15 protein-coding genes are annotated in these 13682 nt (G+C 71.1%); 6 read left to right on the top strand and 9 right to left on the bottom strand.

Going from position 1 to position 13682, the window contains the following annotated elements:
- Positions 1-58 precede the first annotated feature (58 nt).
- The 3 genes from AMYNI_RS0128700 to AMYNI_RS0128690 are packed head-to-tail and all read right to left on the bottom strand — an operon-like array spanning position 59 to position 2501.
- Positions 59-880: a transglutaminase-like domain-containing protein gene (locus AMYNI_RS0128700; RefSeq protein WP_020671534.1), complete on the bottom strand. Its 822-nt coding sequence runs from the start codon at positions 878-880 to the stop codon at positions 59-61.
- A gap of 26 nt (positions 881-906) precedes the next feature.
- The gene (locus tag AMYNI_RS0128695) at positions 907-1812 is read right to left on the bottom strand and encodes a transketolase family protein (RefSeq protein ID WP_020671533.1); all 906 of its coding nucleotides are present in this window, start codon (positions 1810-1812) and stop codon (positions 907-909) included.
- A complete protein-coding gene (locus AMYNI_RS0128690) occupies positions 1809-2501 on the bottom strand; it encodes a thiamine pyrophosphate-dependent enzyme (RefSeq protein ID WP_026361057.1) in 693 nt (230 codons plus the stop codon). Before AMYNI_RS0128690 ends, AMYNI_RS0128695 begins: the two co-directional genes overlap by 4 nt.
- 52 nt (positions 2502-2553) lie before the next feature.
- Here AMYNI_RS0128690 and soxR point away from each other — a divergent pair, with 52 nt between their 5' ends.
- Complete coding sequence (soxR, locus tag AMYNI_RS0128685; RefSeq protein WP_026361056.1) at positions 2554-3015, top strand: redox-sensitive transcriptional activator SoxR; 462 nt, start codon at positions 2554-2556, stop codon at positions 3013-3015.
- 46 nt (positions 3016-3061) lie between these two features.
- Here the strand turns inward: soxR and AMYNI_RS0128680 are convergent, their stop codons facing one another.
- The gene (locus AMYNI_RS0128680) at positions 3062-3766 is read right to left on the bottom strand and encodes a GntR family transcriptional regulator (RefSeq protein WP_020671530.1); all 705 of its coding nucleotides are present in this window, start codon (positions 3764-3766) and stop codon (positions 3062-3064) included.
- A gap of 147 nt (positions 3767-3913) precedes the next feature.
- Here AMYNI_RS0128680 and AMYNI_RS0128675 point away from each other — a divergent pair, with 147 nt between their 5' ends.
- The 4 genes from AMYNI_RS0128675 to AMYNI_RS0128660 are packed head-to-tail and all read left to right on the top strand — an operon-like array spanning position 3914 to position 7449.
- Positions 3914-5161: an MFS transporter gene (locus tag AMYNI_RS0128675; protein WP_020671529.1), complete on the top strand. Its 1248-nt coding sequence runs from the start codon at positions 3914-3916 to the stop codon at positions 5159-5161.
- A 34-nt stretch (positions 5162-5195) separates the two neighbouring features.
- Positions 5196-5993, top strand: coding sequence for a putative hydro-lyase (locus AMYNI_RS0128670; protein ID WP_020671528.1), 798 nt, complete (start codon positions 5196-5198; stop codon positions 5991-5993).
- Positions 5993-6601 carry a 5-oxoprolinase subunit B family protein gene (locus tag AMYNI_RS0128665; protein WP_020671527.1) on the top strand — a complete coding sequence of 203 codons (609 nt, stop codon included), beginning with the start codon at positions 5993-5995 and terminating at the stop codon, positions 6599-6601. The genes AMYNI_RS0128670 and AMYNI_RS0128665 overlap by 1 nt, the downstream gene beginning before the upstream one ends.
- On the top strand, positions 6598-7449 hold the full coding sequence (locus tag AMYNI_RS0128660) for a 5-oxoprolinase subunit C family protein (RefSeq protein WP_020671526.1): 852 nt from the start codon (positions 6598-6600) through the stop codon (positions 7447-7449). The genes AMYNI_RS0128665 and AMYNI_RS0128660 overlap by 4 nt, the downstream gene beginning before the upstream one ends.
- Before the next feature lie 28 nt (positions 7450-7477).
- On the opposite strand, the gene AMYNI_RS0128655 is transcribed toward AMYNI_RS0128660, so the two are convergent.
- Positions 7478-8059, bottom strand: coding sequence for a TetR/AcrR family transcriptional regulator (locus AMYNI_RS0128655; RefSeq protein ID WP_020671525.1), 582 nt, complete (start codon positions 8057-8059; stop codon positions 7478-7480).
- Between the two features lie 174 nt (positions 8060-8233).
- Here AMYNI_RS0128655 and AMYNI_RS0128650 point away from each other — a divergent pair, with 174 nt between their 5' ends.
- Positions 8234-10423, top strand: coding sequence for an MMPL family transporter (locus AMYNI_RS0128650; protein WP_020671524.1), 2190 nt, complete (start codon positions 8234-8236; stop codon positions 10421-10423).
- Here the strand turns inward: AMYNI_RS0128650 and AMYNI_RS49655 are convergent.
- From AMYNI_RS49655 to hisD, 4 genes are read right to left on the bottom strand one after another with little or no spacing between them, the layout of a single operon-like run.
- Positions 10420-10581: a hypothetical protein gene (locus AMYNI_RS49655; RefSeq protein ID WP_020671523.1), complete on the bottom strand. Its 162-nt coding sequence runs from the start codon at positions 10579-10581 to the stop codon at positions 10420-10422. The two genes, AMYNI_RS0128650 and AMYNI_RS49655, sit on opposite strands and share 4 nt — an antisense overlap.
- On the bottom strand, positions 10582-11181 hold the full coding sequence (gene hisB / locus AMYNI_RS0128640) for an imidazoleglycerol-phosphate dehydratase HisB (protein WP_020671522.1): 600 nt from the start codon (positions 11179-11181) through the stop codon (positions 10582-10584).
- Positions 11178-12317 (bottom strand): histidinol-phosphate transaminase, encoded by a 1140-nt coding sequence (locus AMYNI_RS0128635; protein WP_020671521.1) that lies wholly within the window; start codon positions 12315-12317, stop codon positions 11178-11180. The genes hisB and AMYNI_RS0128635 overlap by 4 nt, the downstream gene beginning before the upstream one ends.
- Positions 12314-13636, bottom strand: coding sequence for a histidinol dehydrogenase (gene hisD / locus AMYNI_RS0128630; protein WP_020671520.1), 1323 nt, complete (start codon positions 13634-13636; stop codon positions 12314-12316). Before hisD ends, AMYNI_RS0128635 begins: the two co-directional genes overlap by 4 nt.
- Positions 13637-13682 lie beyond the last annotated feature (46 nt).

Here is a 13682-nt window from a genome sequence, read left to right as displayed (position 1 = left end):
GGCCCCGGCGAGTTGAACGTTCGGCTTGGGCGAGTCGAACGTTGGCGCACGGCGGAAATCAAGCGAGTGCCACCAGTGTGCTGCCGTCGTCTTCGGGCAGCCCGGGTTCGGCGACCGCGGTGACCGAGGTACCGCGCAGTTCCAGTTCGCAGCCGAGCGTGCTGAGGAAGGCGGTGTCGGTGGCGTCGCGCCCGGTGGCGATCCGGATCATGCTCTGCCGCGGCGCCAGCCTGCTGGCGTCGAAAAGCCACCAGCGGCCGTCGATCGCGGCCTCGAACACGGCGTGGAAGTCCATCGGGGACAGCCCCGGCGCGTACACCGCGACGAACCGCGCCGGAATGTCCATGGAGCGGCAGAGCGAAACGCACAGATGCGCGAAATCGCGGCAGACTCCTTCGCCGGAGAGCAGGGTGTCCGTCGCGTCGTCGGTGAACCGGCTGGAGCCGGACACGTAGTTCACCCGCTCGCCGACGTACCGCACGATCGCGTCCACCTTCGCCCGCACACCGGGCAACGGACCGAACTCGGCGTACGCGATGGCGCCGAACCGGTCGGACGGGCAGTAGCGGCTCGGCCGGGTGTAGAGGATCCGGTCCTCATCGGAGACCGGCGCGGCCTCAGTGGAGTACGCCGGCCGCCCCTCGCGTTCCGCGTGGTACTGGATGACCAGCTCCCCCTCGGCCAGGTCCAGCCAGTGCACCCTGGTGCCGTGCGGGAAATCCACCACCCGCGGCCGCGGGTCCGCCGCGCTGCCCACCAGCTCGAGCCGTTCCGCCTCCCCCTCGCCGATTGCGCCGGCGGTCGCGATCGAGAGCGCCACCGGCCCCGGCGCGGTGATCTGCAGGGACAGCTCGACATCGATCCTGGTACGGGTGGACATGCCGCCATTGTCCCCTACCGGACCCCCTACCGGACAAGGAACTCCTTGACCGCGGCGGCGATGCCGACCTGGTCCAGGCCGTACGCGAGGTCGTGGTCGGCCATCGTGCCGTAGAGCCGCAGTTCGCACTGCCGCCGCACGCCGAGGCCGAGCTGCCGGTGCGGCAGGTCCCGCAACGCCTCGGCGACGAAAGCCGTGGAAGTACCGGCCAGATACGGTTCGACGACCACCACGTCGGCCACCCCGGTCGCGTCCACCGCGACCCGAAGGCCGAGCGTGTCGAACGGCCGCACCGTACTCGCGTACAGCACGGTCACGTCCATTCCCTCGGTCGCCGCCAGCACCCGGTCGAGCATCGGGCCGACCGCCAGCACCACCCCGCGGCGACCGGTGCGCATGGTCTGGAAACCCGCGCCGAGATGCGCCTCGGAGTTGGCGGCCGCGGACAGCCTCAGATACACGCTGTCGTTGCCCGGCAAGGACTCCAGCAGCAACCGTCGTGCCTCGTCCGGGTGGCCGGGCACGTGCACGGTCCAGCCGGGCAGGGTGTCGATCAGCGCGACGTCGGCGGGCGACTGGTGGGTGCGGCCCGCGGTCGTGTAGTCGTAGGAGGCGCCGGAGGAGACCAGCACCGCTCCCACCCCCTGATGCGCGAGGTCCAGCTTCACCTGCTCGTAGGGGCGGTCCACCAAGAAGGAGGCGAAGGTGTGCGCCACCGGCCGCATCCCGGACAGGGCAACCCCGCCGGCCACGCTGATCACCAGCTGCTCGCGGATGCCGAGGTTGAGCACCCGGTCCGGATGCCGCTGCTTCGCCCCGTCGAGCTGGGCCGCGGAGATGTCGGCCAGCACCACCACCAGCCGCGGGTCGACGGTCAGCGCTTGGTCTATTGTGGACAGAAAAGTCTCACGCATGTCCAGCACGGTGCTCATCCCTTCGGCTCCACGTTCGCGACCACGCAGAGCGGCCGGTCCGGGTGCGGCTCGGTGAAAGCGGCGTACAGCGCCTCGTGATCGCGCCCGTCGACCGTGCGCGTCGTCCAGCCCTCCACTTCGAACCGCCCGGCGATCCCGCCGGGCCAGCCGTGCGTGGCCGAGGAGTTGTCCACCACCACCGCGGTCAGCTGGGTCAGGCCGAGCCTGCCCGCCAGCGCGATCGCCTCGTGGTTGGAGCCCTCGTCCAGCTCGCCGTCACCGAGCAGCACCACCACCTTCGGCCGGTCGAGCCGCTGGGCGCGCAGCCCGAGCACGGTGCCAACGGCCAAGGGCAGCCCGTGGCCGAGCGAGCCGCTGGAGATCTCGGCGCCCGGCACCCTGGTGCGGTCCGGGTGCGCGCCGAGCCGCGAGCTCGGCTTCGTCCAGTGCGCCAGCTCGGCCTCGTCGAGGAATCCCTTGGCCGCCAGCACCGCGTAGAAGGCCATCGGCCCGTGTCCCTTGGAGAGCAGGAAACGGTCGCGGCGGGGGTGGGTCATCCGCTCCGGCGAGATGTCCAGCACCCGGTCGTAGAGCACCCACAGCACGTCCACAGTGGACGTGCTGGCCGGCTCGTGCTTCTCGTCCCCGGTCATCCGGGAGATCATCCTGGGCAGGTCCGCATAGCCCGGTCTCGTCGCAGTAGCCATGACCACACCCTGCAACCTCGACTATAGTCGAAGTCAAGGCTAACCTGGCGTGGTGAGCAAGCTAGCCGACCGTCTCAGCATCGGGCAGGTCTCCGAACGCAGTGGCGTACCGCACACCGCACTGCGCTTCTACGAGGACCGCGGGCTGATCAAGTCCGAACGCTCCGCGGGCAACCAGCGCCGCTACGCGCGCTCGGTGCTGCGCCGGATCGCGTTCATCCGGGCCGCCCAGCGCGTCGGCCTGAGCCTGGAGGAGATCAGCGAGGCGCTGGAGACGCTGCCCAGCGACCACGCGCCGACCAAGGCCGACTGGGCCAGGCTCTCGCGCACCTGGCAGGAGGAGCTGGACGCGCGGATCGACGCCCTGCAACGGCTGCGGGACCGGCTGACTGGCTGCGTCGGCTGCGGCTGCCTTTCCCTGCGCCAATGCGGCCTGTACAACCAGGATGACCAGATGTCCAGGTTCGGGCCCGGCGCGCGGCTGCTGAAGCCGGCGTCGGAAGGCGGGCTCTAGGTTCGGGAAAGGCCGGACCCGCAAGGAAAACCGGCCAGGGGGAGTCTCAGCCCCCAGCCTGGGCCGAGTACGCCTCGACGAGCTGGCGCTCCGCGTCGTCGAGATACACCGCCAGCAGACGTTCCGCTTCGGCGTAGTCGCCAGCCACCAGCTGGTCGAGGATCTCGTGGTTGCGCACCAGGTAGCGCTCGTGGAACCGGCGCGGGTCGGCCATCACGTGGAAGACCAGCCGCAGCTCGGCGAAGATCCCCTGCAGCAGCTCGTCCACCCTGGCGCTCTCGCCCAGCGCGGCGATCGCCTGGTGGAAATGGATATTGGCGGTGCCAAGCTCCTGCCAGCGCTGCCGCCGCTCGGCCAGATCCCCGTCGGCCACCGCCTTGGCCACCCTTGGCAGCCCGGCGGGCGGCCCGGTGATCGAGCGGAGCGCCGCGCATTCGACCAACTTGCGGACGCGGTAGAGGTCCACCACGTCCCGCACGGTGAGCACCCGGACGAAGACCCCGCGGTTGAGCTCATGGCTGAGCAAGCGTTCGTGCGTGAGCAGCCGGAACGCCTCGCGCAGGGTGTTGCGCGAGACGCCGAGCGCGTTGCCGATGTCGTGCTCGGACAGCCGCACGCCGGGCAGGAAGAAGCCCTCCGCGATCCGGGTGCGCAGGATGTCCGCGACCCGCTCGGCGGTACTGGCGCGGCTGAGCAGCGCGCGGTCGGCGGCCAGGCCCAGCGCATCGTCCGTGCTGGTGGGCGACTCCATCGCGGCTCCCGTTCGGCAGGTCGGCGAGATCAAGCCTACCCAGATCTGAGCGAACAATAAAATCAGCCTCTTGTGGAATTGTTCAACAATCCTCTACCGTGTGAGCCATGCCACGATGACACCGACATCCGCGAGGTAGGTAGAGCGATGAACGCGACTTCCACAGCACCGCCCAAGGCACCCCCGTTCGACTGGTACCGCAGCCTCGGCGGCCGCGGCCGCCGGGCCTTCATCGGCGCGTTCGGCGGGTACGGGCTGGACTCCTACGACTACTGGGTGCTGCCGCTCGGACTGACCTCGATCATCGCATTCTTCAACATCTCCACCGGTCAGGCCGGGCTCTTCAGCACGGTGACGCTGGTGACCTCGGCGTTCGGCGGGGCCGTCGCGGGGGTGCTCGCCGACCGGATCGGCCGGGTGCGCACGCTGCAGCTCACCGTGGGCACCTACACCGTGTTCACGGTGCTCTGCGGGTTCGCGCCCAACTTCGAGACACTGCTCGCCTTCCGGGCGCTGCAGGGCATCGGCTTCGGTGGCGAGTGGGCGGCCGGAGCCATCCTGGTCGCCGAGTACGCGAGCTCGAAGTACCGCGGCCGGACGGTCGCCTTCGTGCAGAGCGCGTGGGCGGTGGGCTGGGGCCTGGCGCTGCTGGTGTCCACGGTGGTGCTGAGCACGGCGGGCCCGGACATCGCCTGGCGGATCCTGTTCTGGACCGGGGTGATCCCCGCGCTGCTGGTGCTCTGGGTCCGCCGCTACGTCAAGGACGCCGACCAGGCCACCGAACGCCGCGAGAAGGCCGAAAAGCGCGGGTCCTTCCTGGCCATCTTCCGCGGCGACCTGCTGCGCACCACCTTGTTCGCCTCCCTGCTGGCCACCGGGGTGCAGGGCGGCTACTACACGCTGGCGACCTGGCTGCCGCTCTACCTGAAGAACACCCGCGGGCTTTCCGTGGTGAACACCGGCGGCTACCTGACCTCGGTGATCATCGGCTCGTTCATCGGCTACGTCTGCGGCGGCTACCTCACCGACCTGCTGGGCCGCAAGAAGACCATCGTGCTCTTCTCCGTGCTGTCGGCCGGGCTGATCGTCGCCTACACCCAGCTCCCGCAGAGCGCCGGCAACCTGATGCTGGTCCTCGGTTTCCCGCTCGGCTTCTGCATGTCGGCGATCTTCAGCGGGTTCGGCGCCTACCTCGCCGAGCTGTACCCGACCGCCCAGCGCGGCACGGGACAGGGCTTCACCTACAACTTCGGCCGCGCGGTCGGTGCGGCTTTCCCCACCGTGGTCGGCTTCCTCGGCGTCGGCGGGGCGCTGGCCATCGGCGCCATCGGATACGGCGTCGCCGCACTCTCCCTGCTGGGGCTGCCGGAAACCCGGGGCAGTGACCTGAAATGACCTGACCTGACCTACCCGCGCGAGGAGGAAAGTCATGAAGACCTTCGAGAACCCGGCGGCCATCACCCCCGCGCACGCGCGAGCCCTGTTCCGGGCGGGCACCGCGAGCCCGACCACCGGCTGGGCCGCCGGGTACACGCAGACCAACCTGATCGCGGTACCCGAGGACTGGGCCGACGACCTGATGGCCTTCTGCCGGCAGAATCCCAAGCCCTGCCCGGTGCTCGACGTCAGCGCGCCGGGCGATCCCGGCAGCGTGCTGGCCGATGGCGCCGACCTGCGGACCGACCTGCCGCGCTACCGCATCTGGGAGGACGGCCAGCTGGTCGACGAAACCGCCGACGCCACCGAGTACTGGCGCGGCGACCTGGTCGCCTTCTCCATCGGCTGCAGCTTCACCTTCGAAACCGCGCTGGCCGCGTCCGGCGTCCCGCTGCGGCACGTGGAGCAGGGCCGGAACGTGTCGATGTACGTGACGAACAAGCAGTGCCGCCCTGCCGGGCGGCTGCACGGCCCGCTGGTCGTCTCGATGCGGCCGATCCCGGCCGGGCTGGTCGACTACGCGGCCAGGATCAGCGGCGCCATGCCGGCCGTGCACGGCGGCCCGGTGCACTTCGGCAACCCGAAGGCGCTCGGCATCGCCGACCTCGGCGCACCGGACTTCGGCGACCCGGTGCACCCGGAACCCGGTGACGTACCGGTGTTCTGGGCCTGCGGCGTCACCCCGCAGGCCGCGCTGATGGCGTCCCGGCCGCCGTTCGCGATCACGCACGCGCCCGGCCACATGTTCGTCACCGACCGCCGCGACACCGAGTACCGAGTGGCGGGCTGATGCGGGTGCTGCCCTACGGCTCCGGTGCGGCGCTGGTCGAGCTGCCCGACGCCGAGCGGGTGAACGGCCTTCGTGCCGCGCTGGAGAAGTCCCCGCCGCACGGCGCGCTCGAGGTGGTACCGGCCGCGCGCACCCTGCTGATCCGGTTCGATCCGGCGCGGACCGGGTTCGACCGGCTCGCCGCCGAACTGGCCGAGTACCCCGTCCTCGCGCAACCGCCGGTGCCGGGCGGGGAACTGGTGGTGCCGGTCCGGTACGACGGCGACGACCTCGGCGATGTGGCACGCCAGAGCGGGCTCACCCCGGACGAAGTGGTGCGACGGCACACCGGAAGTGCCTTCACGGTGGCGTTCTGCGGGTTCGCGCCCGGCTACGGCTACCTCACCGGCCTCGATCCCGCGCTACGCCTGCCGCGCCGCGGCACGCCACGAGTGCGGGTGCCGGCCGGCTCGGTGGCCGTCGCGGGTGAGTACAGCGCGATCTATCCGCACGAGTCCCCCGGCGGCTGGCACCTGATCGGCCGCACCGCGCTGCGCGTCTGGGATCTGGACCGCGACCCGCCCGGACTGCTCACCCCCGGCACGCGGGTCCGGTTCACCGTCGCATGACCGGGAAACTGGAAATACTCGCGCCGGGGGCGTTCGCCACCGTGCAGGACCTCGGCCGCCCCGGGCTGGCGGCGATGGGCGTCGGCCGGTCCGGCGCGGCCGACCCCGACGGCCTGCGGCTGGCGAACCGGCTCGTCGGCAATCCCGAGGGACACGCGGCGATCGAAGCCACCCTCGGCGGGCTGCGGGTGCGGTTCGGCGAGCAGGCCACGATCGCGGTGACCGGGGCCGCCTGCGAAATCCGAGCGGGCGGGCGGGCCGCCGGGATGAACGCGCCGATCCACGTGCGGGCCGGGGACGAGGTGGAACTGGGCACGCCGGCGCGTGGCCTGCGCAGTTATCTCGCCGTGCGCGGCGGGATCGACGTGCCGCCGGTGCTGCGCTCGCGGGCCACCGACACGCTGGCCCGGCTGGGCCCGGCCCGGCTCTCCGCCGGCAGCACCCTGCCGATCGGGACCGTGGTGCTGGACCTTCCCGGGGTGGATCTGGCTCCACAGCGGGCTTTTCCGGACGAGCTGGTGCTGCGGGTGAGCCGGGGGCCGCGGCTGGACTGGTTCACCGCGGACGCGCTCGGCGTGCTGACCTCGTCGGCCTATCTGGTCACTTCGGAGGTCAACCGGGTCGGGGTCCGGTTCACCGGGCCGCCGCTGCGCCGACGCGTGCACGACGAGCTGCCGCCGGAGGGCTGCGTGCCGGGAGCGTTGCAGGTGCCGCCTTCGGGGGTGCCGATCCTCTTCCTGGCGGACCATCCGGTGACCGGCGGCTACCCGGTGGCAGCCGTAGTCGAGAACCTTTCCCCGGCGGCGCAGGCACGCCCAGGAGACGTGGTGCGCTTCAAGACCTCGTGAGTGAAAAACGTTGCTGGGGCAACATTTTTCACTCACGAGGGCGCTGACGCGGACGGCCCATCAGGCGGCGGCCGACCTCGAGCAGCTGCGCGCGCAGGGTGTCGTCGTCCAGGTCGGCCAGTTCCGGTGAGCCACCGGCCAGTGCGATACCGGCCAGCACCACGTGCGCGGCCACCACGGCGGTGGTGTCCGGCTCCGGGCCGGCCAGCAGGGCCATCAGCCGGTGTTTGAAGCTTTCCGCGCCGTGCAAGGACTTCTCCACCGCCCGCGCGATACCGGGGTCGCTGCTGAACAACGCGACCAGTACCCGGTGCCGCACCACGACGTCCACGAAACCGGCCATCAGGTGGTCGATCTGCGCGCCGCGCCGTCGCTGGGCCGCGGCCTCGTCGACGATCAGGTCGATCTCGCGGAGCGCGGGCTCGGCGACCGCTTCGGTGATCTCGGCCTTGGTCTTGAAGTGGTAGTACACCGCCGCCTTGGTGACCCCGAGCGCGTCCGCGATCATCTGCAGCGAGGTGCCCTCGACCCCGTGTTCCCGGAACAACCCGAGCGCGGTGGTCAGCAGCCGCGCCCTGGTGTCACCGCGCGCGCCCGTTTCGACCGTCATCGCCCCTCCTCGCTGAGCGAACCGAGGGTACGCGCCGGGCTTACCGTGCGGCAAGTTCAGGAACTAGCCGTGCGGCTAGTCACATACTAGCCGATCGGCTTGTAGCTCCCCTTGCCGAACGGCTAGCTTCGTAGTCAAGCAACGCACCTCGCCAGGTGATGAGGAGTCCTTTCCGTGGCCACACTTCTGTACCGGCTCGGCCGGTTCTCGTTCCGCCGGCGCTGGCTGGTCGTGTCCGTCTGGGCGGCCGTACTGATCGTGCTCGGGCTCGGCGCGCTCACCCTGTCCGGGCAGACCAGCAACGCGGTGACCATCCCGGGAACCGAGTCGCAGCAGGCGATCGACCACCTCAAGGAGCGCTTCCCGCAGGCCTCCGCCGGTGGCGGCACCGCCAGGGTCGCGATCGCGGCACCGGAGGGGCAGAAGCTCACCGACCCGGCCAACAAGGCCGCGGTGGAACGGGTCGTGGCCGAGCTGAAGACCGCGCCGAAGGTGGCCGCGGTGGCCGATCCCTTCCAGGCCATGGCGGTCTCACCGGACGGCAAGGTGGCGCTGGCACAGGTCAGCTACGGGGTGCAGGCCTTCGAGCTGACCGAGGACGAGCGGGACGCCCTCCAAGCCGCCGGCGACCCCGGCCGTCAGGCCGGCCTCCAGGTCGAGTTCGGCGGAGACGCCGTGCAGGGCGCGCCGGAAACCCAGGCCACCGAAGGACTCGGCGTGATCGTGGCCGCCGTGGTGCTGGCGATCACCTTCGGCTCCCTGATCGCCGCCGGGCTCCCGCTGCTCACCGCCGGTATCGGCGTCGGGGTCGGGATGGCGGGCATCACCACGGTCTCCGGCTTCATGGAGCTGAACGCGAACACCCCGATCCTCGCGCTGATGCTCGGCCTCGCCGTCGGCATCGACTACGCATTGTTCATCGTCTCCCGCTATCGGCACGAAATCAGCGAAGGACGAGATCCGGAGCAAGCCGCCGCCCGCTCGGTGGGCACCGCGGGCTCGGCGGTGGTGTTCGCCGGGCTGACCGTGATCATCGCGCTGGCCGGGCTGACCGTGATCGGCATCCCGTTCCTCGGCGAAATGGGCATCGCCGCCGCGCTGACCGTGGCCGTCGCGGTACTGGTCGCGCTCACCCTGCTGCCCGCGGTGCTCGGGTTCGCCGGGCGCAAGGTGCTCGGCAAGCGGGCGCGGGAAGAACGGGCCGACGCCGCCAAGCCCACCGCCGGCGAGCGCTGGGCCCTGTTCGTCGCCCGCCATCGCATCCCGGTGCTGATCGCCGCGGTGGCCGGGCTGCTGGTCGTCGCCATCCCTGCGCTGGGCATGCAACTCGGCCTGCCCAACGACAGCACGGCCGCACCGGACTCCACCCAGCACCGGGCCTACGACCTGACCACCGCCGGGTTCGGCGAGGGCGCCAACGGGCCGCTGCTGGTGGTGGTGGACACCGCCGCCAGCGCCGACCCGCAGGGCGCGGCCGGGCAGGCCGCGGCGAAGATCGCCGGGCTCGGCGACGTGGCCGCGGTCGCGCCACCGCGGATGAACCCCGCCGGCGACACCGCGATCCTCAGCGTGATCCCGAAGAGCGGCCCGAGCACCGAGGCCACCGAACAACTGGTCGGCCAGATCCGCGACCAGTCGGCCGGGCTGAGCGAATCCACCGGCGCGAAACTGTCCGTCACCGGGCAGACCGCGATGAACATCGACGTCTCGGCCAAGCTCGCCGCCGCCATGCTGCCCTATCTGGCGCTGATCGTCGGGCTCGCGTTCATCCTGCTGATGCTGGTGTTCCGCTCGGTGATCGTGCCGCTGAAGGCGACCCTCGGCTTCCTCGGCTCGGTGGTCGCGACCTTCGGCGCGGTGGTCGCGGTGTTCCAGTGGGGCTGGCTGACCGATCTGCTCGGGGTGGAGTCCACCGGGCCGATCATGAGCATGCTGCCGATCCTGCTGATCGGGGTGCTGTTCGGCCTCGCCATGGACTACCAGGTCTTCCTGGTGACCAGGATGCGCGAGGAGCACGTGCACGGCGCCGGGGCGCACCAGGCGATGGTCACCGGGTTCCGGCACGGCTCCAGGGTGGTGGTCGCCGCCGCACTGATCATGATCAGCGTGTTCGCCGGGTTCATCCTGGCCGAGCAGTCCCTGATCCAGTCGATCGGTTTCGCGCTGGCCTTCGGGGTCGCGGTGGACGCGTTCGTGGTGCGGATGACCATCGTGCCCGCGGTGATGTCGCTGCTCGGCGACCGCGCCTGGTGGCTGCCGAAGTGGCTGGACCGCGCGCTGCCCAAGGTGGACGTGGAGGGCGAGAAGCTCACCCAGCAGCTCGACGACCCCGACGAGCGGGTGCTGGCCCCGGCCGGTCGTTAGCCGGCGAGCCAGGCGACGGCACCGCCGACGGCCAGTGCGGAGGCGAGGCCGAGCGCAATCGCCAGCCACTTCACCCCGTTCTTCCAGGTGCTGTACACCCCGCCGATCAGGAACCCGGCCAGCGCCAGCAGCAGGACGGCGACGATCTCCTTGGACATCTACAGCACACCCTTGGTCGAAGGAATCCCGCCGGCCCGCGGATCGGATTCGGTCGCCGCGCGCAGCGCGCGGGCGACGGCCTTGTACTGCGCTTCCGCGATGTGGTGCGGGTCCCTGCCGTGCAGCACCCGCACGTGCAGCGCGAGCTGCGCGTGGAAGGAAAGCGAGTCGAACACGTGCCTGGTCAGCACGAACGGGTAGTTCCCGCCGATGGTGAAGCTGTTGAACTGCTCCGGCTCGCCGACGTGCACGCAGTACGGCCGGCCGGACACGTCGATCGCGGCGTGCGCCAGCGCCTCATCCATCGGGATCCAGGCGTCGCCGAACCGGCGGATGCCCTTCTTGTCCCCCAGCGCCTGCCGGATCGCCTGGCCGAGCACGATCGCGGTGTCCTCCACCGTGTGGTGCGCGTCGATGTGCACGTCACCGGAGGCCGCCACCTTCAGGTCCAGCGAGCCGTGCACGCCGAACGCGGTCAGCATGTGGTCGTAGAACGGCACCCCGGTGGCGATCTCCACCTCGCCGGTGCCGTCCAGGTCCACCTGGACCGAGATCGAGGATTCCCTGGTGGTCCGATCCACCTTGCCAACCCGGTTCACCGGCCGACCTCCTTACCGCCAAGAACCTCGCCGGACGCGGCGAGGAACGCGTCGTTCTCCTCCGGCGTGCCGATGGTCACCCGCAGATACCCCGCGATGCCGACGTCCCTGATCAGCACGCCTTTGTCCACATAGGACTTCCAGCTGACCGGAGCGTCCTCGAACGGGCCGAACAGGATGAAGTTCGCGTCACTGGTAACCGGGCGGAAACCCAGTAGCCGCAACGACTCCGCCACCCGGTCCCGCTCGGCGGCCAGCTTCGCCACGGAGGCGAGGGTGGCGTCCGCGTGCCGCAGCGCGGCACGGGCGGCGGCCTGGGTGAGCGCCGAGAGGTGGTACGGCAGCCGCACCAGCTGCAGCGCGTCCACCACGGCCGGCGCGGCGGCCAGATAGCCGAGCCGCCCGCCGGCGAAGGCGAACGCCTTGCTCATGGTCCGCGAAACCACCAGCTTCGCCGGGTAGTCGGCGAGCAGCTCCACCGCGCTCGGCCTGGCGGAGAACTCGGCGTACGCCTCGTCCACCACCACCAGGCCCGGCGCGCTGTCCAGCACCGGCTTGAGCTCCTCGACCGGGATGGACCCGCCGGTCGGATTGTTCGGGCTGGTCACGAAGACCACGTCCGGACGGCGCTCGGCGACCAGCTCGGCGGCACGGGTGGTGTCCAGCGAGAAGTCGTCCCGCCGCGGCGCGGGCAGCCATTCGGTGCGGGTACCGGCGGAGATGATCGGGTGCATCGAGTAGGACGGCTCGAAGCCGAGCGCGGTGCGGCCGGGCCCGCCGAAGGCCTGCAGCAGCTGCTGCAGAATCTCGTTGGACCCGTTCGCGGCCCACAGGTTCCGCTCGTCGAGCAGCACCCCGGTGGCCACCGACAGGTAGTCGGCCAGGTCGCGCCGCAGCTCCACCACGTCCCGGTCCGGGTAGCGGTGCAGGTTCGCGGCCACCTCGCGCGCCGCCGCGGCGACGTCCTCGACCAGCTCGTCCGGTGGCGGGTAAGGGTTCTCGTTGGTGTTCAGCCGAACCGCCACGTCCAGCTGCGGGGCGCCGTACGGGCTGCGGCCGCGCAGGTCCTCCCGCAGCGGCAGCTGGTCCATGGTCACCTCTTCGGTGCCTTCTGTGTCATCGGTCGGAGTGCTCATCGCTCCCCCTCGAACCGCGCGGTCACCGCTTCGCCGTGCGCGGGCAGGTCTTCGGCGTTGGCCAGTGCGACCACCTTGCCGGCCACCTCGCGCAGCGCGGCGGAGTCGTAGTCGATCACGTGGATGCCCCGCAGGAAGGTCTGCACCGACAGGCCGGAGGAGTGCCGGGCGAAGCCGCCGGTGGGCAACACGTGGTTCGAGCCGGCGCAGTAGTCGCCGAGCGAAACCGGCGCGTAGGCCCCGACGAACACCGCGCCGGCGTTGCGCACCCTGGCCGCCACCGCGCGGGCGTCCGCGGTCTGGATCTCCAGGTGCTCGGCGGCGTAGCTGTTCACCACCCGCAGCCCATCGTCCACTGTGGACACCAGTACGGTGCCGGACTGCTTGCCGCGCAAGGCCTCGGTGACCCGCTCGGTGTGCTTGGTGGCGGCGACCCTGGTGGCCAGCTCGGCGTCCACCGCGTCCGCGAGCGACTCCGAGGTGGTCACCAGCACGCTGGCCGCCAGGGTGTCGTGCTCGGCCTGGCTGATCAGGTCGGCCGCCACGTGCACCGGGTCGGCGGTCTCGTCGGCCAGGATCGCGATCTCGGTCGGTCCCGCCTCGGAGTCGATGCCGATCAGCCCGCGCAGGATGCGCTTGGCCGCGGTCAGGTAGATGTTGCCGGGACCGGTCACCAGGTCCACCGGGGCCAGCTCGGTGCCGTCGGTGTCCGTGCCGCCGTAGGCCAGCAGTGCGACCGCCTGCGCGCCACCGACCGCCCAGACCTCGGTCACCCCCAGCAGCGCGGCCGCGGCCAGGATCACCGGGTGCGGGCAGCCGCCGAACTCGGCCTGCGGCGGCGAGCACAGCACCAGCGAGCCCACCCCGGCCAGCTGCGCCGGCACCACGTTCATCACCACGCTGGACGGGTACACCGCCAGCCCGCCGGGGGCGTACAGCCCGACCCGCTCCACCGGCAGCCAGCGCTCGGTGACCGTGCCGCCGTCCACCACGGTGGTGGTCACGTCCTCGCGGCGCTGGTCGGCGTGCACCTTTCTGGCCCTGTCGATGGACTCGACCAGCGCCTCGCGCACCGCGGGCTCCAGTTCGGACAGTGCGCGGTCCAGTTCCGCCGCCGGCACCCGGACCGACGCCGGACGCACCCGGTCGAACCGCTCGGTGTACTCGAGCGCGGCCTCGACCCCGCGGGCACGCACGTCCTCGACCAGCGGACGCACCTGATGCAGCACCGCGTCCACGTCGGTCCCGGCGCGCGGCAGGGTGGCGCGCAGTTCGGCGGCGGCGGGGACCCGTCCACGCAGGTCGGTGCGGCTCAACATGGGTACCAGGGTACGAGGTGGTCCGGCGGGCATACTCAGTGGTGAC

It is taken from the genome of Amycolatopsis nigrescens CSC17Ta-90 (assembly GCF_000384315.1).
In the GTDB taxonomy this organism is placed as follows: Bacteria; Actinomycetota; Actinomycetes; order Mycobacteriales; family Pseudonocardiaceae; genus Amycolatopsis; species Amycolatopsis nigrescens.
This window is presented reverse-complemented; position numbering and strand designations above follow the sequence as displayed.

What these genes read in the sequence shown, in the direction of transcription:
- AMYNI_RS0128635 (WP_020671521.1), bottom strand. Translation starts at nt 12,317, where the DNA reads ATGAGCACTCCGACCGATGACACAGAAGGCACCGAAGAGGTGACCATG.
- hisD (WP_020671520.1), bottom strand. Translation starts at nt 13,636, where the DNA reads ATGTTGAGCCGCACCGACCTGCGTGGACGGGTCCCCGCCGCCGCCGAA.
- AMYNI_RS0128675 (WP_020671529.1), top strand. Translation starts at nt 3,914, where the DNA reads ATGAACGCGACTTCCACAGCACCGCCCAAGGCACCCCCGTTCGACTGG.
- AMYNI_RS0128695 (WP_020671533.1), bottom strand. Translation starts at nt 1,812, where the DNA reads ATGAGCACCGTGCTGGACATGCGTGAGACTTTTCTGTCCACAATAGAC.
- AMYNI_RS0128660 (WP_020671526.1), top strand. Translation starts at nt 6,598, where the DNA reads ATGACCGGGAAACTGGAAATACTCGCGCCGGGGGCGTTCGCCACCGTG.
- AMYNI_RS49655 (WP_020671523.1), bottom strand. Translation starts at nt 10,581, where the DNA reads ATGTCCAAGGAGATCGTCGCCGTCCTGCTGCTGGCGCTGGCCGGGTTC.
- AMYNI_RS0128665 (WP_020671527.1), top strand. Translation starts at nt 5,993, where the DNA reads ATGCGGGTGCTGCCCTACGGCTCCGGTGCGGCGCTGGTCGAGCTGCCC.
- AMYNI_RS0128700 (WP_020671534.1), bottom strand. Translation starts at nt 880, where the DNA reads ATGTCCACCCGTACCAGGATCGATGTCGAGCTGTCCCTGCAGATCACC.
- AMYNI_RS0128670 (WP_020671528.1), top strand. Translation starts at nt 5,196, where the DNA reads ATGAAGACCTTCGAGAACCCGGCGGCCATCACCCCCGCGCACGCGCGA.
- AMYNI_RS0128655 (WP_020671525.1), bottom strand. Translation starts at nt 8,059, where the DNA reads ATGACGGTCGAAACGGGCGCGCGCGGTGACACCAGGGCGCGGCTGCTG.
- AMYNI_RS0128690 (WP_026361057.1), bottom strand. Translation starts at nt 2,501, where the DNA reads ATGGCTACTGCGACGAGACCGGGCTATGCGGACCTGCCCAGGATGATC.
- AMYNI_RS0128680 (WP_020671530.1), bottom strand. Translation starts at nt 3,766, where the DNA reads ATGGAGTCGCCCACCAGCACGGACGATGCGCTGGGCCTGGCCGCCGAC.